This window comes from Pseudomonas sp. RG1 (assembly GCF_025910115.1).
GTDB lineage: Bacteria > Pseudomonadota > Gammaproteobacteria > Pseudomonadales > Pseudomonadaceae > Aquipseudomonas > Aquipseudomonas atacamensis.
Window position 1 is genome coordinate 83813 of record NZ_JAPCIK010000020.1, and the last position, 23956, is coordinate 107768.

Annotated in this window: 16 protein-coding genes and 2 pseudogenes; 11 read left to right on the top strand and 7 right to left on the bottom strand. The window is 52.7% G+C overall.

The window, feature by feature from the left end; translation table 11 throughout:
• The first annotated feature begins 151 nt into the window (after positions 1-151).
• The 4 genes and pseudogenes from OK411_RS13830 to OK411_RS13845 form a co-directional block, all read left to right on the top strand.
• Entirely contained in the window at positions 152-760 is a 609-nt protein-coding gene (locus tag OK411_RS13830) for a hypothetical protein (RefSeq protein ID WP_264365145.1), read from the top strand.
• Between the two features lie 71 nt (positions 761-831).
• Positions 832-1452 carry a cytochrome b/b6 domain-containing protein gene (locus OK411_RS13835; protein ID WP_039760270.1) on the top strand — a complete coding sequence of 207 codons (621 nt, stop codon included), beginning with the start codon at positions 832-834 and terminating at the stop codon, positions 1450-1452.
• Positions 1449-2219: a molybdopterin-dependent oxidoreductase gene (locus tag OK411_RS13840; RefSeq protein ID WP_039760272.1), complete on the top strand. Its 771-nt coding sequence runs from the start codon at positions 1449-1451 to the stop codon at positions 2217-2219. The genes OK411_RS13835 and OK411_RS13840 overlap by 4 nt, the downstream gene beginning before the upstream one ends.
• Before the next feature lie 915 nt (positions 2220-3134).
• Positions 3135-3614 (top strand): annotated as a pseudogene (locus OK411_RS13845) (cation:dicarboxylate symporter family transporter); the annotation flags it as partial.
• Between the two features lie 189 nt (positions 3615-3803).
• On the opposite strand, the gene OK411_RS13850 reads toward OK411_RS13845, so the two are convergent.
• The 3 genes and pseudogenes from OK411_RS13850 to OK411_RS13865 all read right to left on the bottom strand — a co-directional run bounded on the left by OK411_RS13850 (position 3804) and on the right by OK411_RS13865 (position 9224).
• Positions 3804-4763: a hypothetical protein gene (locus OK411_RS13850; protein WP_264365146.1), complete on the bottom strand. Its 960-nt coding sequence runs from the start codon at positions 4761-4763 to the stop codon at positions 3804-3806.
• 818 nt (positions 4764-5581) lie between these two features.
• Positions 5582-7339 carry a UvrD-helicase domain-containing protein gene (locus OK411_RS13855; protein WP_264365147.1) on the bottom strand — a complete coding sequence of 586 codons (1758 nt, stop codon included), beginning with the start codon at positions 7337-7339 and terminating at the stop codon, positions 5582-5584.
• Positions 7336-9224: pseudogene (locus OK411_RS13865) on the bottom strand (ATP-dependent nuclease). The gene OK411_RS13855 and the pseudogene OK411_RS13865 overlap by 4 nt, the downstream one beginning before the upstream one ends.
• Before the next feature lie 578 nt (positions 9225-9802).
• Between OK411_RS13865 and OK411_RS13870 the strand changes: the two are divergent.
• The 5 genes from OK411_RS13870 to OK411_RS13890 all read left to right on the top strand — a co-directional run bounded on the left by OK411_RS13870 (position 9803) and on the right by OK411_RS13890 (position 17553).
• Positions 9803-12688 carry an RNA 2'-phosphotransferase gene (locus OK411_RS13870; protein ID WP_264365150.1) on the top strand — a complete coding sequence of 962 codons (2886 nt, stop codon included), beginning with the start codon at positions 9803-9805 and terminating at the stop codon, positions 12686-12688.
• 385 nt (positions 12689-13073) lie between these two features.
• A complete protein-coding gene (locus OK411_RS13875) occupies positions 13074-13805 on the top strand; it encodes a GntR family transcriptional regulator (RefSeq protein ID WP_264365151.1) in 732 nt (243 codons plus the stop codon).
• A gap of 133 nt (positions 13806-13938) precedes the next feature.
• Complete coding sequence (locus OK411_RS13880) at positions 13939-15228, top strand: MFS transporter (RefSeq protein WP_264365152.1); 1290 nt, start codon at positions 13939-13941, stop codon at positions 15226-15228.
• A 28-nt stretch (positions 15229-15256) separates the two neighbouring features.
• The gene (locus tag OK411_RS13885; protein WP_264365153.1) at positions 15257-16087 is read left to right on the top strand and encodes an amidohydrolase family protein; all 831 of its coding nucleotides are present in this window, start codon (positions 15257-15259) and stop codon (positions 16085-16087) included.
• An 89-nt stretch (positions 16088-16176) separates the two neighbouring features.
• Positions 16177-17553: a GntP family permease gene (locus tag OK411_RS13890; protein ID WP_122692702.1), complete on the top strand. Its 1377-nt coding sequence runs from the start codon at positions 16177-16179 to the stop codon at positions 17551-17553.
• A gap of 465 nt (positions 17554-18018) precedes the next feature.
• Here OK411_RS13890 and OK411_RS13895 read toward each other — a convergent pair whose 3' ends face one another.
• Positions 18019-18411 carry a hypothetical protein gene (locus OK411_RS13895; RefSeq protein WP_264365154.1) on the bottom strand — a complete coding sequence of 131 codons (393 nt, stop codon included), beginning with the start codon at positions 18409-18411 and terminating at the stop codon, positions 18019-18021.
• A gap of 280 nt (positions 18412-18691) precedes the next feature.
• On the bottom strand, positions 18692-20665 hold the full coding sequence (locus OK411_RS13900) for a hypothetical protein (RefSeq protein ID WP_264365155.1): 1974 nt from the start codon (positions 20663-20665) through the stop codon (positions 18692-18694).
• Positions 20666-21302: 637 nt separating this feature from the next.
• Between OK411_RS13900 and OK411_RS13905 the strand changes: the two genes are divergently transcribed.
• Entirely contained in the window at positions 21303-22166 is an 864-nt protein-coding gene (locus tag OK411_RS13905; protein ID WP_264365156.1) for a hypothetical protein, read from the top strand.
• A 49-nt stretch (positions 22167-22215) separates the two neighbouring features.
• Here OK411_RS13905 and OK411_RS13910 read toward each other — a convergent pair whose 3' ends face one another.
• The gene (locus OK411_RS13910; RefSeq protein WP_264365157.1) at positions 22216-22905 is read right to left on the bottom strand and encodes a hypothetical protein; all 690 of its coding nucleotides are present in this window, start codon (positions 22903-22905) and stop codon (positions 22216-22218) included.
• A gap of 343 nt (positions 22906-23248) precedes the next feature.
• On the opposite strand from OK411_RS13910, the gene OK411_RS13915 reads away from it, so the two are divergent.
• A complete protein-coding gene (locus OK411_RS13915) occupies positions 23249-23494 on the top strand; it encodes a hypothetical protein (RefSeq protein ID WP_264365158.1) in 246 nt (81 codons plus the stop codon).
• A gap of 13 nt (positions 23495-23507) precedes the next feature.
• On the opposite strand, the gene OK411_RS13920 is transcribed toward OK411_RS13915, so the two are convergent.
• Positions 23508-23765 (bottom strand): hypothetical protein, encoded by a 258-nt coding sequence (locus OK411_RS13920; RefSeq protein ID WP_264365159.1) that lies wholly within the window; start codon positions 23763-23765, stop codon positions 23508-23510.
• Positions 23766-23956 lie beyond the last annotated feature (191 nt).

Sequence of the window (23956 nt, forward strand, 5' to 3'; positions counted from 1 at the left end):
CAGTGTAACGGGATGAGCGGGCGCAGTCGGTTACATTTCTGTCATACATGGTCAGGGTTGGCGAATGACAAAGATGTCATTCGACGGTCATCGTGACGTCCCGGTCTGCGGTCGAGGATGGCGACACATCAACCCATGAGGAATCGTCGCCATGCAACTCAAAAACGCCCTGTCTACCACGTTCGGTTTGGTGATGCTCAGCGCTGCCGTCATTGCCACCGCCGCCGACATGCCGGTCATCAAACCACTGCGCGGTACGGTGGAAAGCGTCAGCAACAACACGCTGACCTTCACTGTCCGCTCTGGCGCCCAGCAGACGATCGGACTGACTGACAAGACCGGTATCAGCCGGGTATCGAAGGCCAATATCGACTCGATCAAATCCGACAGCTTCATCGGCTCGGCGGCCATCCCGCAGGCCAACGGAACCTTGAAGGCGCTTGAGGTCACGGTATTCGACGCCAGGCTCAAGGGCAGCGGCGAAGGTCATTACGGTTGGCAGAACGCAGACGGCAGCACTGGCACCATGACCAACGGCACCGTTGGCAAACTGTCCAAAACCGACGGCCGCACGTTGACCGTCAACTACCAGGGCGGCGAGAAACAAATCGTCGTGCCGTATGACGTGCCTATCGCCTACGTCGAGCCAGGCAAAGCCGATGAGCTGGTCAAAGGAACGAAAATCGTCGTGTTCCCCGCTGCAGATGGCACCGCACGCGGCATTGCAGTCGGCAAGGATGGCTTCCAGCCACCGATGTAATCATCTGAGAAAGCTTGAGCGTTGCCGTCTGGCAACGCTCCGCTACACGGAAGGCTTGCAAGGGGAACCACGTGAGACAGAAGAAACTGCATCCCTGGCCGGTTCGCCTCACCCATTGGCTCAATGCGGCCTGCATGGTCTGCATGTTCATGAGCGGTTGGGCTATCTACAACGCCTCGCCACTGTTCAGTTTCAGGTTTCCGGTGTCATTGACCGTGGGCGGTTGGCTGGGCGGGGCACTTGCCTGGCATTTTGCGTTCATGTGGCTGCTGCTGATCAACGGCGCAATCTATGTGCTGTACGGGTTGGCCAGTCGTCATTTCAAACGTGAGCTGCTGCCCATCGGCATTGCCGCATTGAAGCATGATCTGACCGATGCCTTGCGCTTTCGGCTGGTGCATGAAAAGGGTGTCTATAACGCAGTACAGCGCCTGATGTACTGGATCGTGCTGGCGGCAGGTGTACTGATCGTGATCTCGGGTGTAGCGATCTGGAAACCGGTTCAACTTCAAGAGCTGGTCGCGTTACTGGGCGGCTATGACGTTGCTCGTTACGTACATTTTGCGGCCATGGCGATGATTGCAGCGTTTGTAGTGATTCACCTGGTCTTGGTGATTCTGGTACCAAAAACCCTGGTGCCAATGATCACGGGTGGAGTGCGGACGCCTGATAACGAGAAAAATGGGTCATGACTGAATTTAAAATAACAACGCGTCAGCGCGTCAGGATTGAACCTGCGCAACAGCTTGAACTGGAAAACATTCAGCGCCGGCATTTTCTTCGGGCCGGCCTGACGGTTGGCGCGATGTCGATGCTGACCGGTTGCAACCTGCAGGACGGCGATCAGGTCGACAAAGTGCTTTGGGCCATGTCGCGTTGGAACGACCGGGTCCAGGCGTGGCTGTTCAGTGGACGGAAACTGGCGCCGACCTTCGCCCGCGCGCAGATCACCAAGCCGTTTCCGTTCAACGCTTTCTATGGTCAGGACGATATCCCTGAAGTAGACCTGACCAGTTACTCGCTCGCCGTCTCCGGCCGGATCAGGGACAAGGCGCCGTGGACACTCGAAAGCTTGCGCAAGCTGCCGCAACGCAGCGATATCACTCGGCTGATCTGTGTTGAGGGCTGGAGCGCGATCGGTCAATGGGGAGGTGTACCGCTGAAAACCTTCCTGGAACACATCGGCGCCGACACCACAGCGAAATTTGTCGGTTTCAAATGTGCCGATCGTTACTACTCCAGTCTGGACATGCCGACTGCCTTGCACCCGCAGACGCTGTTGGCACTGGATTACGCTGACGTGGCGCTGCCGCCCGAGTACGGCTATCCGCTGAGGGTTCGGGTCCCCACCAAACTGGGATTCAAAAACCCCAAGCATGTTGTCGAGATTTTCGTCAGCAACGACAACCCGGGCGGGTATTGGGAAGACCAGGGCTACAACTGGTTCAGCGGGATCTGATGAAGCAAAGAACGGAACTGTCACGCCAGGAACACTGGCGAGATTCATGACACCAAGCGTGATATGAGGCATGCCGATGACCGGTATTTCTGCAGTACCGCCAGCACCATCCGACTGGCCAACATCAGAACCCAGGATGCGGGCAACGAGTGATGGAGCAGATTTCCAATCTCTCTTGCAGGCTCAGTCCAGGCCACCTTTACAACAGTCAGATAAAGCTCGCACTCGGATGCTCTTTGATAATCTTGCCGCATGTACCTTCAATGGCGAAAAAAGGGCTATCTGCTCTGATGTTATCGGCACAGGGGGACTGAATGCGTTCGCCATTGCAGTGGCTCTTTCGCCGCTAACCGTCACCTGGGTACCGACCGAGATTGTTCGAGCGCCACTGCGTTCGCCTGGAATACGGACTTTTCGCCGTCGCAATCCCTCTTCAGCCGAGAGCTCCTTCGTCAACCGGTCAAATTCGGAGGATAGGGGTTACGATTAGACGGGCCTCGAGAGCTTGCTCGCCGTAGGCCAGTATTATTAAGGGAGAAGCAGATACCGCCAATTCTCACCTCTATAAACGAATAGTATTTTGTTAGCCTAAAGAAGAAGGCCCGATGGCTTTTCTATAGTGGCGAAGGTGGTTTTATGAAGCAGTGTCGACTTATAGCCATTTTTTCCACTCCGCTGTCATCCCCCTTTGATTCTAAGCATCACAGAGTTATAGCCCGCCATCAGGGGCTACTTTTGGCCGAAAGTAGTCGTTCGTGTACGGCCGCTTTCGGCCAATAGCGGACATACTGACGTTCATAGGGAAAAACGACAGCGAGAAAGGGTCATGGACTTCATCATCGATTTGATAGCTCATCGCATTGGAGTTTTTGTACTGGCTTGCTGAGTGGCGGCCGCTTCAAAGGAGAAAGCCCGCTGCAAAAACTCGAGAGGTTCGGCTGCTCGAAACAGAGCGTCGGCCTGGTGTTGCCCACCGGCTACGCGTTCAACCTCGACGGCACTTCCACCTATATGTCGCTGTGCGTGCTGTTCATCACCAATGCCTACGGGGTGCCGATGAGCTGGGAACAACAACTGGGCACCATCGCGATCATGCTGGTCACCTCCAAAGGCGCGGCGGCGGTATCCGGTGGCAGCTTCGTGGGGTTCGCCGCGACCGTTACAGCGATTGGCGTACTGCCGGTGGAAGGTCTGGCGCTGCTGTTCGGCGTCTACCGCTTCAAGTCGATGGCCATAGCCACCTGCAACACCATCGGCAACAGCGTGGCAACGGTCGTGGTATCGAAGTGGTCAGGCGAGTTCACCGAGCAGACCGCCAGAGCTGAACACCACCGAGTGTTTGGCCGAAGCCCAGAGGCAGCGCTCCAATCATTCATTCGTGCCCAGCAGTTGTAGTGAAGACTGTTCATGACGAAGGGCCCGCAAAGGGCCCTTTTCTGTATTCTCTCCAAAATCACTTGATCAGCTAAGTCTCAGGCAATGGGCACCTTTCTAACTGAATTGGCCTGTTTGACGTACTCGACCGCGAGAGCCCAAACATTTGTGGCTGTAGTTGAAAATGCACATCTGCATGGGTGTCACGTCTCAGTCGTCGACCTCGAGAGATTTGTACTCGCACTTCTGTCGAGCAAAGTCAGTAGGTACCACCACAGATGCTTCAAAAAAGGTGGCAAAGTCAAAATCCTCCAAAGCAAAAGGCGCGACCAATACGGACTCCTGCGTGTTTCCCAGAAAAACGACAGGTTTGGAGGTTTTTACGTTGGCACACTCATGCGAGTAATTGAAATCAAGTGCATGGGCCATCAGGTAGATTTTCTCTGAGATTCTTGAATCATTGAGTTCTTCGTTCGACCAGCCCGAACCAAAAAGCAAAATAACACTGGACACACATATGAACAGTAGCGAAAACAGTGGTGGTAGTTCCACATCGTCGCCCGCCCACTTGGCTTTAATCCAAGTCAAAACAATCAAAAAATGAGCCAAGGCAGTAATTGTTGCCAAAGCCAATACAAAGGGGATTAACAACTTAAAGAGCACGAGCCCTGTTGTCAGTACCAAGGTGACAGTGAATGCCGATGCGTCAACATGAAAAACGCTATTAACTAAACCTGCCGCTCGACCTCGAGCATAAAATATGGCGCCCGACAAGATAATCGATACGATTAGTTTTGTGATGTAAAAACTCCATAGCGATTTGATTAAGGCCGATCGTTCCAGCGATACACCTACAAAAATCGTACACAAGGTCACGCCCCACAGTTGCAGCGTTAAGCGGTGGTGCTCTATCCACTCAATATCACTATTTCCCCATCTGCCGATGGCTAACAGTACACCGACTATACCGATCACCCCCATTGCCCAACTGAGGTTATAACGATGCTTTTGCTGGTCCCGTTCTTGCGCGATTAGAAACCCTGTCAAACGATGACTGATGCTACGCACATAGTAATTTAACGACTTTACTGAATTGCTAGACAGATCTCGCTCGTCTCCTTTCAACTGGCGATGAATTTCTTCGAGACTCCGCTCAATTTCTTTTGTCATTTTCCGTCCATTTGCTGTGTAAGTACTGCTTGTTTTTTACAGAGGGATTTGAACGACCCGCGATGTTGAGCAATGATCGCCCTTGAATGGAGTTGCAGAAACGCACGACATCAATGTTCAGGAACTGGACCACTTTTTAGAGTATCGAGATCGTCACTTGCCCAGACTTTGGCATTGGGTACTGGCTTTTGAGCCTGATGACTGATGCTGCGCAGCGGCATTTTCAATTTGGCCGCTCACGTGGCGGTAGCCCCCGACTTGAACGGACCTATACCCGTTCCCAGTCTCTAGGATCATCCGGTAGTCCAAGGGTGGAAGTGTCCAGCAGTTCAAACGTTTCTGGATGGAGTACGGAGCTGGTGGCGTCGTTTGACAAGTCATCAATGGCGTGCAGGATGCTCTGATAACTGCCTAGACTCTCGTGATCGAACACTGGATGAAATCTGCCATCTGCCGCTTGAGCAATGAAGAACGTGCCGACCCGTGTCCTGTATTTTAAAATCGTGCGCATATGCTGGCTTGCCCGCGTTGTCGGTGGAAAATGGAACTGACCGAGAACGAAACTAGCAAAACGCCACCATTGCGTCCACCGTCCGATCTGCGCGCCGGAAACGGTGCGAGGCTGCAGCGTGGCCACTCCAAGGAAGGAAGCGAACGCCTCAAACCCTGAGCCCGCAATTCATTGTTGCTTTCGATATAACAGCCAACCGACAGGACGGCATTGAGAAACGACCAGATATGAACACGACTGCAGGTAGCAGCCAATCCGTGGCCCCTTGCGAAACACTATCTAGGCGCGACGTCTTTCGGTTGACGGATTATCGCCGAGCTACATGAAACCCGAGCCCTTGAAGGGTGGTTCGCTCTGCGGCTTTCAATTTCTTGACTGCCCAGACTAGGAGATTTCTGGGTCTTGAACTCGCCACATAGGCGAGCCTTGCCGCTTCTGAGTTCCGATCACCAATCCAGTCGGCCCAATGTGACTGATCCCCTCGCTTGGAAGCTGAGACAAGCATGGTCGCTTCGTGGGTTTCGCCTTTGATCTCATGAATTGTTGCCAACCGGATGCTGCTCTCTTGCAACGTCACCAATGAGAGTCTTTGAGTGACCAATTGCTCACCGAGGCCCGCGGGGGAACGCAATCCAAGTGCTGTCAGTGGTGCTATTGCTACGGCAATATCGGCGATGACAAAGGCCTGCTTTGGCAGTTCATAAAGACGAGCTTTGGCGACCTTGCACCACCCGCGCCAGTGCTGGCCTGCGATTGAGGCGCCTGTCATTGTGAGAAATGCCAAAGCCTGATGAAGAAATAAGCGCCATTCCAACTCGGACTCGACATCCAAAGGGCAATGGAAGGAGTTGGGTTTTGCCGAATACTCCAACTTGCTGGCAAGCCACACTCCAAACAGCGCAAGCGACTTCTGGATGGCGATTGCCGAATCATTGCCTGCCAAGGCGCAGGCCAGTGCCAAACGCTCGGTATCGTTCAGGTCATTGGCACCGGAGCAAAACCGGCTCAGCGTCGAATGACCGCGCGAGACGATCACCCGGTTCGCGTAGCTGTCACTGAGGCTCATAAACAGCGGCATCACTTCCGAGGGACAATCATCATATTCGACAATCACTGGTGCAGCCGACTGAATCGTTGGATTGCCGTGAATTTTGTTTCCCGGCACCAGTTCGGAGCAGAGGTCGACAATGGCTTGAGAACTGCGAAAATTCTGACACAACTGCAGACCGGTGAATCCATGATCGCGGATGAACTGCATGACACGTGCGGGATCTGCATGGCGAAATCCATAGATCGACTGGTTGAGATCCCCCACGATGTGCATTTTCACGCCCAGCCCCAGCAACCCTCCCAAGATGGTCAACTGCTCAACCGAAAGATCCTGACACTCGTCGATCACCAGAAATGGATAGCGCAGGGCAAGTCGTGCGCAAAAGGTTGACAGCTTTTCCTCCTGCAAGACCTGGATGGCGAGGTGTTCAACATCCCTATAGGTGGCAAAACCGGCCGCCTTAAAACGTGTCTTGGCCTCCCTGAGGTCACGCAATTGCCAATCCGCCAATACAACGGCGTTCAGCTTGCGGTCCAGCCCAGGTTCCCCCGTTCGGAAGACAAACTTACCCGTTGCCAGATCCAAGTCATACTGGTTGGCGGGAACGCGGATGTGTTCGATGGCGTACTTGGTTTTGATGTAAACCGTTGACGTGGCATCGACCAACCTCAACCGGAAGTCGTCGTTTTTGCCAGCATATCCGGTGAGCCGATGGGCGACGGGCGCCACGAGACAATTGAGGATAAAGCTGTCAATCGTCGACACCCAGTGCGGGTAGGCCACCGGTGCCCGTTGCCTATGAGCAATTAGCCGGCTCTTCAGCTCGTTGGCCGCGCTGTTGGCAAACGACAGCAGTGCGATTCCCCCCGGATAGCCCTGCCAACCCTCGATTTCGCGTGCCACTTTGGCAGCAATTACCTCGGTTTTCCCGCTCCCTGGACAAGCCTCCAAGTAAATATTGTCGTCAATGGAGGAACCGAGATATCCACGTTGGTCGTCGCTCGGAAAGGTCATTCAGATCCCTCCTCAGCAATAGCGCAGGCCCAACAGATTGCCTGCTGGATATAGCGCGGTACGGCAAAGACGTAGTCACCCTGCTCGAGCTTGTCGGCCAGTAGCTGGGCGTAAAGCCCCTTCCCCATGTTGGTAGAATCAATACGCTCCAGAAGCTCGTAGGCATATTCAGCTTTCTGCGCCTCGGTCAGGGCCACGAAATCGGCCGCGAGCATGTCCTGGAACGCAGCTTTGACGGGGCCATCGGTGGGCCAGTTGTCGTACGCTACCTGCAGCATCAGTTGCAGATTGCCTGCCGTCATCGCCAAGTCATACTCAAAGGTTTTAAGGTCGCCACTAAACAAGCGCCCGTATTGGGATGTCGCTATGGTGGGAATCAGGCCCAGAGCAGGATTTGTTCCGGCGGCCAAATTCCCTGGGTGCGGTTTGATGGCCACGTCGACCGGTCCTGTACCCGCACCTTATGGGTTTTCGCCGGATCCTTGTCGGTGAGGCCCGCGCAGGGAATAGGTAGGTTACGGCTGCGCAACTGCCCATCAACCTCACAAAACAGCTGCATGAAATGGGCGAAATAGATGCCATTGAGGTTGATGACTGACACCCCGTAATCCTCCAAGGTGTTCAACCCTTTGCCGCGATTAGCAAGCACGATTTTCGCCAGCTCTGGCAGCGCAATGGCCTCTGCCACGCCCTCGACAAGGATGACGCCTTTGGAGAAAAGCAGGTTGGATTTGGTGACATCCAGCCAGCGGTCGATAAATCGTCGACTTTGTTCCGCCAGGCCGCAAAAACGCGCAGGAACGGCGAGTGGTTCAGCTCCGCCGTTGATATGGATGATGTTGTTGATGGAGACGGCCGACGAAATCACCGTGGAGTGGGTAGTGATTACTACTTGAATATTCTTGTTGAGGGCCACCTCCTGCAGGTGCTTTAACAGCCTGATTTGCAGTTGCGGATGCAGGTGCGCTTCCGGCTCCTCAATCAACAACAGCTTATGCAGTGTGCGCTCCCCCGGCCCCTCCCCATCCTCGACGATCAACTCGGCGAGGATGGAGGCAATGTAGAGCAAGTTGTTGTAGCCCAAGCTGTTTTCATCCAGCGAGCGGAACTGCGACAGCTCGGCAGATGACGCGTTCGGAAAGTACAGCAAACGCAAGCCTTCGACGATCCTGGTGAAGTTGGATTCCGAAAACTGGATCGTAGTGTTTTGCGACAACCTTTCTCCCAAGGCGGCGCGTAGACTACTGGATATCAGGTCATTTGCCCTTTTAATGTCTTGTTCAGCCGCCAGCTGAGAATTGAAGTCGGCGACTTTTACTTCAAGCGGATGCAATGTTTGGGTTTTAGCACACGCCTGTAACTGATCTTTGCACAATGCCTTCATCAGCCGGGATAATCTGGACTGCCGGCCCTCCCGCAGCTTCTGCTCTGCGTCACGCAACGGTGGCAAGTAGATGCAGTGAATTAGCTCCAGCGTCTGTTGATTGAAGGCTCCAGTCCTGATTGCGCCACCCCAAAGCTCCTGGCTGTAGCGACCGCGCAACTCGCGGTTGAGCACGGTCAGATTGAGTACCGCTTCGTCCTGCTCACCACACCAAGAGTCGAGTGCTACTTTCTCGAACACACTGAGGTCGCCAAACGTCGCCGTGATGGCGAAACTGGAGGCAGGCGCGGCGTCAAGCTCGAACGACTTGTGAAAATCGCGCTCGCTGATCGAGCGTTTACCGGACTCAGAATCCTGAAACAGCTGACGCAACGCGTTGATCACGCCCGTTTTACCTGCCCCATTCTCCCCAACCAATACGTTTAACCCTTCATGAAACTCAACCGTGAAACGCCTGCCGAAACTCTTGAAGCCCTCAACCTCTAGCTGTCTCAAGTACATTAAATCTCATCCCATCAACTCAACGCTTGGCAGGTGCGCTGGCGTGCGCTTACCCGGTGGTAATTGCCAATGTCGCTAAATGCTCTGGGGATGTCCATAGGCCATTAGCCACTGAGTTATGACTAGATTATTTAGGGCAACCCAGGTGCACGCCCCAGAGTTGATGTCGCTATCAACCCTGCCTGTGACATTCGCAATTTCTTCAAGGTGAGCAATGGTCGCTAGTGGCCGACTGCGGTGGTTCGTGAATGACACCTATCGACCAAAGGAGTCTTTCGAACGTGCTCGGATCAAAGGCGTTTCTGAGCGCAATAGCAGTTGCCCAAATACTATTTAGCTGTCCAAACATCCAGCGTGGATGGAATGCCAGTAACCGAGGTGGATTGAGCCATAGTAGCGTTGCGCCTCTACGATCCCACTCGTTTCCGGACGCCTGGATCCCGTTAGTCGCATTGAATGTTCAAATAGTCTTTAACCCTGAGCATCGAAGCTAAGCATTATGTAGCTCAGGACTAACAGAAAGTTTTGTTTTTTTGTGATCGAAATAACCTCAACAGCTCGTGGAAAATGGATTGATCATGACGCCAAATGAAGAATATTTAAATGCATTGAACGCTTGGGCGCCAAACTTGGGAGAAGTCCTTAGTACTCTTGGCTACCTTGGCTCACCCTCCTCAACAGTTTGGCTCACCTCAAGCCCAAGGCATTCGGATTTACTCTTACTTTTCAACGCGGACGGACACGCTGCAGCCTCAGAGATGTGGCGAAAAATTCTGAAAGATAAAGAGATAGCCCCATCGCCAGTGTTTATGTTGATACTTGAACATATGCGACGAAACCCTGTTGGTATGTATAATTCATTAAGGTCTATTAGGATAGACTTTTTTTCGAAGTCATTAGCCAATATTGCACATCGAACCGCTGACGCATTATATGAAGATGCTAAGGGAAGTTTCGCAGGTCATGAGATTGACGTAGCCATTGCACGGTACCGGGTTGCCCTTTCCGAATTTAGGTTCTCCATCGAAAGTCAAGAATTAGGTGAACCTGCTAAGCGAATAGCTACCGGTAAGTATGCAACTGCCGTCGCAATGATCGGGCGATGGGTTCAAGTTTCGCCTGCCACTGTGTCAAGAGCATTATCTTATTCTAAAGAGTCTATGACTCTTGGGAATCTGAAACCTGAAACACTTACTTACCGACTTGAGCTCTTGGTTCAACAATTTGACCAAACTGGTGACGAAAACCTTCTGCAAGATGCGCTAAGGCTACTTTCGGAGAATCCAAATATCGTTGAGGGATCAGAACTTGCTGAGGTTGAGGCCCGCCTCCGTCTAGCGTTGCTCTCAGGCTCCGGCATTGGAAGCGTTAGACTCCAACAGCTAAAGATAGCGAAACGTAAGCTGGCCTACTCTCGCCCGAGGGGATCAGTTGATGAAGCGCGTTGCCGCGTTCTATCCACCATAGTTGAAGCGGCCAAACAGACGCAGTTGAGTCTGCCAGCAAGGTCGATGGCAATACCAAGGGGACTGCTCGCATTAATGGCTACACAGCCTTCTCCTAAATTGTGGGGAATTATTAGATGTGTAATTAATAATTTAGAATACCTGCTGACAGATAGAGGGTCTTTGCCAGCTGCCGTGTTGAGCGCACAGTTTCTACGTCAAATGGTAGATGGTCCATCAGATCTTCTTAAGCCTAATGATCTATCTAGGTACGTAAATGTAACAAGGTCACTCTCTGAAATGGTTCGGTCTAATCGGCACGTCCAATGGGAGGCTGGAGCCGCGGCACTTTCAGTAGCTAAGCGAACTGACGATTTAAACTTGGCTCACCGTGCTCAAGATATATTTTCTGAACTTTGTAATCAACATCCCACTTGGCCGCTTCCGAGAATCGGTATAGCGCGAGTGAAGGACTACCTAAATGGGCTTTCAGGTGGTGAAACGTCATATACCTCAGGCAGTTGGCGTGAGGCAGCTATCCTAGCCTTAAATTCCCCAATCTACGCAAGATCAAATTTGGGTGGGCGTAACGAGGTGTTCGCTGTTGCTGACGCTCGCGGATTTCTTTCTGAAACGTTCGTCTTCAAGCGTACCACTAAAGAAAAGGCAGACCACGAGGCGGCGATGTTGACCTCGTTACGGAAGGTGATCGCTTCTCGGGGAGATACGAGTCTGTTTGAAGTGCCTCGTTCGCTCGCGATTGTTGAAGTTCCGTCTGAAGACGAGCGGCGATGGGTACACGTATCTCAGCGAGCAGCGGGACGATTGGTGAGCGAGCTTTCTGCGGAAGAGGCTTTAGCCGTACTAGAGCCGATCACAGACTTGCTCGCTATCTATCATAGCGTTGCAGGAAGACCTCCGGAGGGTAAATCAGCATGGCGACCATTAAAAGACTACCTCAAAATGTGGTCGAGGAGCCTCTTCGAGCAAGAACAAGCTGACCGTTTTGTAGACTCCCTGCGTACACTTTTTCCTGGAGAGCTACCGCTGGTTAGAAAACGAGACGGTCATGCATCAAACTGGATAGTTGACCCGGCTGGGCGTATCGTAGCCATTGATCTTGAGTCTAGTGAGTTCATACCGATTGGATACGATGTTGTCCAACTCATAGAAGATAATGCGCTTATACAAGCGAACTTGGACGGCTGGCGCATGCGAATTGCGCTTATGAAAAGATATCTCAGCCGAATGGGCCATGCACTTAGTGAATCAGACTTAATTGTCGCATACGGGTGGTTCGCTATTACTCGGGCCCTGCGACTAGGAACGGAAAAAGAGGCGGGGAAGCACCTGAGACGTCATGCGCGGGAGCTCTGTGGCCTGATCTCAGAATGCTGCACTGACTTAATCCAAAATTTGGCGCGGGAACTGCTTCAGGCTCTCTCCCGCATAGAACAGAATGAAGCAACTGAATCCGCGCCAAGCCATGACCATAGGCGATTGAGTAAGGCAATGGCCTATCAACTCCGCCATTACGGCCCGAGCAACGGAATACCTGTGGATAACACAGGGTTTGCGAGCATGGAGGATTTAGCTCGCTCACTCGAAGTGGATTCGAGTCATTTACTCGCTATTGCAGAACATCCCGGCGAGCCAAGATTCGAGGTAAGAGACGGCCGAATTAGAGCTCTTTACGGGCATACACTGAAAGTCGTTATCGATGCCGGTATCAAATTGGGAACACCAACTGCTTTGTATCACGGGTCTAGCTGGTCCGTACTCGATAGGATCGTGAGGGACGGAGTAATACCTATGGCGCGGCGTATGGTGCATTTGACAAATGTCGCTGAGGAGGCCATCGCGGTAGGCGAGCGCAAGGGCGCTCCGGTTGTCCTTGCCATAGAACAAAGCAATGATGAAACGCCCGTCGCTGAAGGTATTTGGGTGTCGGCGCACGTTCTGCCAAATCGCCTTTCCATAATTAATCCTTTTATTGAAGAGGCTGGTGCGTCTCGCTAAATATAAGCAGCCTTTCCCATAGATGAAACTAACAACCTTCGCCTTCTTCTAGCAGTTTATCTTTTGCTTATTGAGGAGAGGGAAAAACACGAGCCCAGAGTCTGCTCTGTTCTGGGCTCCTTCTAGCTTTGATCTCGACTGTTCGCTGTTGGCCGTTAGCGGCCAGGTGCGAACGTCCGCTTCTGGCCGATAGCTGTCGCTCCTGACTGTTCGCATTCGGCCAGAATCTGACATTGCCGGCGAAAACCCGCATGTCTATGAGAAGGGCAGTGGGGCAGCCATTCGTCAGCAGGACGAAAAGCCCCTCCTTGACAGGCAAGTTATCTGGGCAAATACTCGCCGCAATATTCATATAGATGACTAGATAACAAGGTGAATAAAGTCGATGAATTCTTTATCCAGTGATGCCCGACTGCCGCTGTATCAACGCCTGCGTGACCAATTGGCTGATCAGATCGCCAATAATCGCTGGCGTCCGGGGGAGGCGATCCCTACTGAAGCGGCGCTGTCTGCGGAATACCAACTGTCCACCGGCACGGTGCGCAAGGCGATTGATGCGTTGGTCAGTGAGGGCATTCTGGAGCGTCAGCAAGGGCGAGGGACGTTCATTCGTCGGGCGCAGTTTCAATCCTCATTGTTCCGTTTCTTCCGATTCCAGACTGTTTCTGGTGAGCGCCAGGTCCCGGAGAGTCGCATCCTCTCGATAGAGCCTGTTGCCGCGCCTTCGGCCGTAGCGCAAGCGCTGGGGTTGCCCGTCGATGCGCCGGTCATTCGTATTGTCCGTGTGCGTCTGCTTGATGTTAAGCCGGTGCTCGCCGAAGAAATCTGGTTGCCCCGCCAGCGGTTTCAGGCGCTGCTGAAAATCGACCTCAGTCGCGAAGGGCCGCTGCTGTATCCGATCTACGAAGAAGTGTGCGGACAGGTCGTTGCATCGGCTGAAGAAACGCTGACCGCTGAATCGGTGAATGACGTGCATGCCCGATTGCTCCAGGTAGCGGTCAACAGCCCGGTGATCGTGATCGAGCGTCTGGCCCGCGATTACGCGGGTAGCCCGCTGGAATGGCGTCGCTCGCGCGGCCACGCCGAGCACTTCCGCTACAGCGTGGATATTCGCTGACGTCTGCCTGCGTAGCGGAGCGTTCTGCGGCGGCTAGATCGCCGCCCGATTTCTGTTTGTTTGCCAAAGCTGACCCTGTCGCGGTGCGGTTGGCTGTCGGCTGCCTTGCGTAACACCTATAAGGATAAGAATCATGTTCAGCTGGTATCGCCAAGTCACTCCTCGGGAGCGCAAAACGTTTTGGGCCTGCTTCGGCGGATGGTCGCTCGACGCGTTGGAAGTACAAATGTTCGGTCTGGCGATTCCGGCGCTGATCGCCGCGTTCGCGCTGACAAAGGGCGATGCCGGATTGATCAGCGGCGTTACCCTCGTCACCTCGGCATTCGGTGGCTGGGTCGGTGGGACGCTGTCTGACCGCTATGGCCGTGTGCGCACGTTGCAGTGGATGATTTTGTGGTTCTCGTTCTTCACCTTTCTCTCGGCCTTTGTCACCGGCTTCAATCAGCTGTTGATCGTCAAAGCGCTGCAGGGTTTCGGGATCGGCGGGGAGTGGGCGGCCGGCGCGGTGTTGATGGCCGAGACGATCAATCCGCAGTATCGCGGCAAGGTCATGGGCACTGTGCAAAGTGCCTGGGCGGTGGGTTGGGGCCTGGCGGTCGGGGTGTTCACGCTGATCTACACCTTTGTGCCACAAGACATGGCCTGGCGTGTGATGTTCCTTGTTGGGTTGCTGCCGTCGTTCCTGATCATCTGGGTACGTCGTAATGTTGAGGAGCCGGACAGCTTCCAGCGTCTGCAAAAAGACAACGCCATCCCGCAGAGTTTCTTCAAGTCGCTCGCCGGCATTTTTCGCCCGGAACTGATTCGCGTGACCCTGTTTGGCGGGCTGCTGGGACTGGGCGCGCACGGTGGCTATCACGCGGTAATGACCTGGTTGCCGACCTTCCTCAAGACCGAGCGCAATCTCTCTGTGCTGAACTCGGGCGCGTATCTGGCGGTGATCATCTTCGCCTTCTGGTGTGGTTGTGTGGCCAGCGGCTATTTGATCGATCGCATTGGCCGTCGTAAAAATATTGTGCTGTTTGCCTTGTGCTGCGTGGTCACGGTGCAGTGCTACGTATTTTTGCCGCTGACCAATACGCAGATGCTGTTCCTGGGGTTCCCGTTGGGGTTCTTCGCCGCCGGTATTCCGGCCAGTCTGGGAGCGCTCTTCAACGAACTTTACCCTGCCGATGTACGCGGCGCCGGCGTTGGCTTTTGCTACAACTTTGGCCGGGTGCTGTCCGCTGTATTTCCATTCCTGGTCGGGCACATGAGTGACTCCGTGTCGCTGGGTTCGGCGATTGGTATCGATGCCGGGATCGCCTACGGCGTGGCGGTGTTTGCCGCACTGTGCCTGCCTGAAACCCGGGGCAGGGACCTTGAAGCCAATGCCACCTCCGTTTCGGCCGGTATCAACGGCAATCAACGCGCTCGGGCGTGATGATCCTAACCTTCAGTAGATAAAACCCATGTCAGATACCCGCTCCAAGTCGATCACCGGCATCGACTCCCATGCCCATGTGTTCGACCGTGATCTGCATCTGATCGGTGCACGGCGCTACACCCCTGAGTACGACGCCACGCTTGGCCAGTACCTTGAGCATTTGCAAACGTATGGTCTGAGTCACGGTGTATTGGTGCAACCCAGTTTCCTTGGCACCGACAATAGCTACCTGTTGGCGGCGTTGAAGCAAGCGCCGCAGCAGTTGCGCGGTGTGGTGGTGCTGGAGCCAAGCGTCAGACGTTCTACCTTGAATGACATGGCTCGAGTGGGCGTGGTCGGCGTGCGCTTGAACCTGATCGGCAAGGCGTTACCTGATTTTCGTGACAGTGCCTGGCAAGGGTTTTTCAGCGATATCGCTGATCTCGACTGGCATGTTGAGTTGCACCGGGAAGTCAAGGATCTGCCGGGCCTGATCAAGCAATTGACGCCGTTCGGCGTGAAGTTGGTGATTGATCATTTTGGGCGGCCGGACGCGAATGCGGATCTCGATCAGCCCGGGTTTGGTGAATTGCTTGAGGCCGGATCAAAAGGTTCGATCTGGATCAAGGTATCGGGAATCTATCGTTTGGGAGGTACGCCACAACATAACATTGACTTCGCTCGAAGGGCATTACCATTGCTGGAACAAAGCTTCGGCCTGCATCAGTTGGTATGGGGCAGCGACTGGCCGCATACGCAGCATGAGCAAAGCATCGATTTCGCCACCGTCGTCGACCAGTTGCAAGCCTTGGAACTTTCGGCGCAAGCCAGCGACTCGCTGCTGGTGCAAGCGCCTCGAAGGTTATTCGGTTTTTAGGAAGTCGAACGCTGAAACTTAGCCGTTGCAGATGCCATTCATCTCACCCACTACAAGAATTTGGGCACCAGCCCAACCGAGAACCTTTCATGACTCCCTTAGATATAGATCTGTTACTGACCGCATTGATCAGCGTCCTGGTGCTGGTAGCGCTGATCGTCTCGCGCCTCAAAATGCACCCGCTGCTGGCTTTGCTGGTAGTTTCCGTCGGCGTAGGCTTTGCAACCGGTATGGAGCCAGATGGCATCGTCTCCCACTTGGTTGCCGGCGCCGGCAAGACACTGGGGGCAGTGGGGGTGGTCATCGCGCTGGGGGCGATGCTCGGCAAAATTCTTGCTGACGCCGGCGTCACCGAGCAGATTGCTGCGGTCATCCTCAAGCGCACATCGGATCGGATGATTCCGTGGGCGATGATGATGGTCGCGTTTGTGATTGGTATTCCTATGTTTTTCGAGGTCGGCCTGGTGATCATGCTGCCGCTGATCTTCAGCGTGGCGCGCAAACTGGAAAGTCAGGCGCGCTTCAAGGGTTCAGCGTATGTCTATGTCGGTGTTCCGGTGATTGCCGCACTGGCCGCCATGCACGGTATGGTCCCGCCGCACCCTGGCCCGTTGACTGCCATCGCCGCGCTGAAAACCTCGGTCGGGCCGACCATGCTCTATGGTTTCCTGGCGGCTATCCCGGCCATGATTTTAGGCGGCCCACTGTATGGCGCCTTCATTTCCCCGCGCATGAGCACTCGGCCAGATCAGGTGTTGCTGGATCAGTTCACCTTGGCTGAAAAAACCGACGATAAACCAAGCCCCAGCGTATACCTTGGCGTGCTGGCAGCCTTGCTGCCGGCGATCCTGATGCTGATCCATGCCGTTGCCGAGATGGTATTGGCCAAGGACAATGCGCTGCTGAAAATGGCCGGTTTCCTCGGCAATCCGCTGATAGCGATGCTGCTGGGCGTGCTGTTCGCCGGGGCCAGTCTGGTACTCGCCCGCGGCGGCGATGCGGGGCAATTGCGAGAATCGCTGGGCAAGAGCCTCAAGCCAATCGCCTCGATCATCATGATCATCGCCGGCGGCGGTGCCTTTCAGGAACTGCTGACCAGCGCCAAAGTGGGCGATGCGATTGTGCACCTGACTCAGCAGTCGGCGTTCCCTCCGCTGATCCTCGGTTGGTTGATCGCCATGTTGCTTTCGGTATCTACCGGTTCCGCCACGGTTGGTATCGTGGGGGCTGCCGGCTTGCTGGCGCCGCTTGCCGGTGCTGATCCCAGCCTCAACCTGCCGCTGCTGGCCTTGTCAATTGGCTGCGGCTCGCTGTTCTTTAACTACGCCAACCATGCAGGTTTCTGGATGGTGAAGGAATCCTTTGGCATGACGATGGGCGAAGCCACCAAGACCATTTCGGTGGTGCAATCGATCGTCGCCGTAGTCGGTTTGATTGTGGTGTTGCTGTTGAACGTGGTCGTGTAATGACCTGAGGCGGCGTCAATCAGGACGCCGCCATCTGTGAACCCCCTTATTGGCCGTCGATCAGGTGCGGCAGTTGCAGCGGATTGGACTCGCGCAGTACCTCACCTACCGCTTTTGGCCGAATGAAGGCGGTCGTGAGCGGCAGCTATTGGCAGAAAGTTGCCTGTTGAAGACAGCCACATCTCACATCATGTCAAGGTCGAACAATTGATGCCGGAAGAGAGTAGGGTTGCGGAAATGACCGAAAAGATGCGGAAACGATCAAGGAAGGGATGGCCAAGAGATGCGAGTTTCAGAAACGACAAAGCCCTGAATAATCAGGGCTTTGTCGTACATAAGATGGCGGAGGCGATGGGATTCGAACTCATGGACCTGTTACAGTCGACGGTTTTCAAGTCCATAACTAAAATAAGTTATTTCAATGGGTTAGGCTCCGGAATATTCCGCTTTGATTGTGTGTAAACGTCATTCAGAGCGGTCGCTAAGGGCCAGTACCGTCATTGCATCCAAGTCTTGAATGATCTTTGAAACTACCATAGCTAGCTGACCATCCTTGAAAGCCGCAGCCTTTATCGCAGCGCCAGCCTCATTATTTAGCCAGTACTCGTCAACGATTGCTGCCGAAGCCTCAGTGCTGCGATACACATAGTTGTGCAGGAGCACGCCTGGCAGATGGTTCACGCTGTAAACGAGAGACTGTCGGCCAAAGCGTGCCACAAAAGCTTTCAAAGAAAGTGTTATATCGTCAAATCGAGCATCCGTAGCAAGCTCGCGCACAGCTGCGAGCACTGGTTCACTGACGTGTTCGCCATTCCAACCTGCGAGTACTTCCATCAGTATGTGTTCAAGTGATTTCATGTAAAACCTCATTCGTCCAAGTCATTGGGTTGCGTACGCTTGCACCAAAGGTACGACTTTCTACGTTCCCCGCTGATGAGATGATGGTATCTCGGATATGCCTTCAATTCTCTTCCAATGCTCGGGGCCGGGCGATTTCAGCTCCTAACGTACTGGCACGGATTTTCGAAACACGGCCCGCCGAGTTTTCGGTTGCCAAAAAGAGGGGGCGCTCACAAAACGTGATCGCCCTATATTTGAACGGCAGAGCGCTAACTCAAACCCTGCCCATTCAAAGGTTTTATTGTTTTTTTACACGCCCTGATGGCCGCGCAATGACTCTCTCACCGGCATATTTCACTCCCAGCTCTAGAGCACGCTCACGGCCGTCGATTGCTTCGGATATCGCAGCGCTAACTGAGGCTACTTTCGCCTCCAGATGATCTGCCCAGTATTGGTAGCTCGAGAATACAGAGGCCAAATCGAGAACCTCTTCCAGACTCGCGCGACCTTCGGCCCAGCGGCCAACAGCCATGATCGCTGGGTTGAAGCGGAATTGTATGGCTGGTTTTCCGGCGGCGGCTGCGCTGGCCAGCACAATCAGCTCCACCCAAATAGCCACTTCTACAGGCATGTTCTGATCACTACAATCACTGAGAGCGCTAAGCGTCTCACGCGTTAAAACCCAATTAGTCATTGGCCCAAACTGGGTGAGGAATGGGTAGTTTTTAAGCGAGGCAGCGACCGAGCGCGGGAGGCTTTTCTGATCCTGCTGCCGCCGGGCTTCGAGGCGCTCTCTTTCATCATCTAGTTCACTTTCAGGTGTGCCTTCAGGCAGGGTGTAATACGTAGCCTCAAGTCGCTCGGCAGTGCTTTCGATCTGCCTCACGCTGATGCGGTCGAGCAGCAATCGAAGCAGCGCCGACTGCTCATTCGGCTCCTCCAGAATTTGGCGGGCCTCTGCGACATCACGACGAATTTTCTGGGTAACGCGCTTTTGGAACTCGATTGTTTCTGAAGGAAGAATCAACGTCTCTTTGAAGCGATCCGACCACGAACTTGGTGCCGCCACATTTGAGGCCTTCTGGTCTAGCGGAAAAAGCAATGGGAAGTCTTTTGGGGATAGCCACTTATCTGTTGGGGCGTAGCTCTCTAGGTGCATATCGCGATCACCCTTACGAAGAAACGTTCTCTCCCCATCAATAGCCCACTTTATGCCAGAGGAGCCGCAACGTAGACCAGGCAACAACTCGAGCGTTCTTGGGTCGATGGTGGGTCTATCAGAATAGTCTTTTACGCTCAAACCAAATGTGGGAGCCGTCCTGGAGAAAAAAACAGGCTCATCACAACGGACTGAGTTAGATCTCATGGCGTAACTGCTACCGAACACAATGCTCCCCAAACCAAGATTCTGTTCATGCCGACCATTAAAAAAACTGACCATGCCGGCGGACAGCTCTTCATCGGTGTAGAAAAGCTTTGGAATCACAGCGTTAAGCCCGGGATGGTGAATGACACGACCAACGTAGAGTCCGTCTTTCGTGTATAGAGCAAGTACCTCATGGTGCGGTATTTCAAGGCCATCGCTGACCAAGTCATCGATCGATACCCAAGCCTCTGGCACCACAATGTTCTGTAGATAACGATCGATAGCTTCTTCAGACGTGCTGCAGTCGGCGAACAGTGGGTCACCCTCAAGGATTTTTCCTGCAGTCTTGTCGATCGCCTCGGTCACCTTAATGAGCAGTGGCCAGTCAAAGGCGAAGGAGTCTTTGCGGACGATGAGGCGATATCCAGGTGCCCCCGCAGCGATCAGTTTGCTGATACGTAGATTAGGTTCTAAGGGTTCTGCCCGTCGGTGATACCTGTCCACCATGATTCTCATTCCCGGCCGGCTATCTTCAATAGCCGCACGAGAAGCCTCGGCACACGCTTCAACGGTTCGCCGGTCAATATCCAAAATGCGCAGCTTGGCTTTTTCTATGGCACAGAATGCAGGGAGAAATGGAACCTGAGCTACGTCTCGAAGGTTCTTCGTCAGCCTAAGATGAATGTCCATGCGGGTGATAGTACCTAGAGCAGGCAATGGTATTTTGCCCGCTTCTGCACGCATGGCATGGGCACTCGGGTATCCGAAAACCTTGTGTGCTTTTTGGTTAACTGACTCAGCATCAACAACGCCACCACGGGCGAGGTATTGAAGTGCGATACGGGTGATATCGAGCGGCCGTTTACGCTCAGCGTCGGTGGCAGAAAGGATAACTACTTGAGACATGAAATTTCTCCATTTCGGTAGGTGAGCCAAAACGAGCCGTGGCCCGAAGTGGTTAATTCAACGCATGAGTCGCTAGCTAACCCGATGCGCAGAACTCCGATGGGAGAACGTTGCAGGAGGGTGAAACTGGTACCGCGTGGGAGATCGAAATGCAGTCTCTAGAGGTCGACTCAGGGCGACGCTAGCAGCCCTTCTTCAAGACGCTTTTAGCATAGAGCCAGTGCAGAGGCTGTTGCAAGTCCTCTCGAAGCGTGGTCGGTCTCTGACCAACGCGCAAACCTACGTTTGAGGGCGATGCCAAGGCACTGCGTAGTTACCGCAGGCGGTACCAATAAAAGAGGCCACCGAGTGGCTTTCAGAGAATGGAGCAGCGGACGTTGCCATGAGCGCAACTACAGCGATTGGCACTCTTGAACGAAATGCAGCGTCTCTAACAGATGGAATCGTGCTACTCCGACGGTTATAGAAATCAGCCCTCTAGCTCTGAAAAGAAACTGCTGGCAACGTATGAGTTTCTGGCGAAGCTTCTGCGTTAATTGAACGAAATCCAAGGGGCACGATTTTTTTCGTGATTCAGTGCTAAGCTCATATAGCGCTTTCTAAATCGGTATCTTTAAACTGTAAAAGCGGAATGGATATGGATATTAAACAGAACCCGTTTTCTTTTTATGATTTTCTTGGATATTTTGTGCCTGGTTCGTTGTTTGTTTATTTGCTTATAAGTATGTTTTCTCATGCTGCTATAAAAGATAGCTCGTTGATTAAGTTTGTGAGCGTGTCAGATCTGAAAGGGGTGGAGCTCTACACTCCGCTGATTCTGCTTGCCTATATAAGCGGGCACTTCATAAATTTTTTATCTGCAATGACGGTGGAAAAGCATCTGAATTGGATGTATGGGTTCCCATCAAAAACACTTCTTGGGATTTATCAGGATAGTTATTTTACTTCAGGTAATGATAGTGCTAAAAAAAATCTAATTATCGCGGTGGTCGCATTGGTTTTGCTGCCAATAAGCGTGGTTGATTTTTTTGTTAATTATATCTTGGGAGTCAAAGGTCTAGTAAATAAGGAGCTTGACCCTATGATGAAAACCATTATAAAAACCAAGGTTGCACTTATTCTATCTAGTTATGCTGGTCTAAAGTCTCCCCCAATTGAGCCCGTAAGAGAAACAAATTACTTTTTGTTTGTTTATCATTTCGCTCTCGAGTATTCCGTTAATCATGTTCCAAAGATGCAAAACTATGTTGCTTTGTTTGGTTTGATGCGGACGCTGACGTTTTATTTCGTGATTCTATTTTGGGTTGCGCTTTGGCATTTGATATACAGTGGTGCCAATGTTTTTGTTATTGTTGTGTCAGTTTTGAGTATGGCTTTTGTCTCTTACACATTTTATTTGGGTTTCATAAAATTTTATCGTCGGTTTACTCTAGAAGCGTTAATGGCAGCAGCAGTTGCCTGTTCCAAGGTAGGGGAGAGTACTCCGGCTGATTTAAGGTAATTCGGGGCGGGCTGTTATGTCTTCTTTGGTCGCACCTGTTAATTGAATTTTAACTGAAGATTACTTCGCAAAATAGATATTCGCTCATTACTATTTTTACGCAGATGCCATCATCATGCGAAATCATATATCGATATGTTGAGTCTTGAATGATATTCCATCCGTTCTCAAAATTGATATTGTTCGCTACTACAGAATTAACGAATGCTCTACTGCCGATCTCAGGCCATAAACTCTGGTTGGGTGAGTTTTCGAAGTTGGTAAGCTCCTCTTCTGAAAGTGTTCCATAGGGTGCTATTCGGATGTACTCAGGATCACTCATCTGCGGTTCGCTGAGTTCATATGCCGCATGCCCGCGAGCGAGCTTCACTACGATAGTGTTTACTTTGGTTTTGTCGGGGGTCCAGATTAAATTTTGATCATTCTGTTTTTTGTTTTTTTCAATTGTCTCTCTCAGTCGAGGTCTTTCATTTAATATCCTTTTTATCTTCGTGCGTGACATCTTTTCAGGGTCGGTCGTCCCATGAATGACACACTCGATGAAGCAAGCAATGTATAACTCGTCGAATGAAAAACTGTTATTGCAGGTTTTGCAGCACGGCACTACTGGAAGCGCCAAAGGGAATGGTTCATCTAGTAAAACCTTCGAAGGGACGTGATCTCTTGTGTCAGGAAATGCACCACAATAAACACAGGTACCATCAAGTCGAGTGTCGTGAAATAGCTTTTTCGGATCCATAATATGCTCACAATGAATTGCCTAAGAAAATTGTAGTAGTTATAGCGAAAAACGCTTATGTGTATAAGGAGTACTCCATAGGGGGGAGGTCCTCGAGTCGCTAATTGTGATGACTAGGGCACCATAGATTTTCGAAAGTTTCGGGGATACCCCATAATTGACCGTTACCTACAAAGCCCCAAGAAAGCCTACTCCATCCATGTAGGCTTGCCCGGTGGACTGTTGTTGCAGAGGCCGAATGCTGACGACAGCAGCGAGCCCACCGGCGGGTCGCTGCTGTTCGATGTCGAGCAGCACAGACTGCCAATTAAACCGCCGGCAACATAAATGACTCGCAGTGGGAGTGAGCATAAACGACGTATTAGCGGTGCTGGATCTGCCGCCAGCGATCAAGATTCAGATTCTCAAAGTGCTAGCCTGCATCACCCAGGCGGCTAGCCCTGACGAGTTGTTGCAAGCCAGTGATCGCGCCGCTGGATTTGTCCTAAAACTGAAGGCGATAGAGGCGCTGGACGCGGCGAGCAGTGAGGCGTTGCATGAAGTACTTGCCAACGGTGCAACGGCGCGCTGGCAGGAAGATAAAAAGTGATCGATGATGGCATTCAAGAAGAGGTGTTGCGCGCGATGGTCGAGGAATAGACGGTGCGCGAATGCAATTTAGCCAAGATCGACAGCGGTCCCGATTGGGGACTGTCAATTCGTCTGGGCAGGCAGTACACGCTGAATGCCGGTGCGCGCGCGACGGGGCCATCCAGACTGCAGTCGGACGCTTCGCCGAAAATGACGGCCTCCGTGGGTTCGTGTAAAGCTGTAAGCAGTGACAGCTTCGGGCATTCCCACCACGTCAGATCCGACTTCATTGATCCAAGTTCCTTGGACTGGAAACAGTCAATTAAGTCGCGCTAGCAAAAGCCATTACTACGGACCGACATTCGTCTGCCTGCCTTTGGAACGCAAGCTTTGGACAGCCTGGGTTCTTTCCGCAAATTAATTTGAGGTGCTGGTTTCATTACCTTAAAACGGACAGGAGATTTATGGTGTGCGGAAAAAT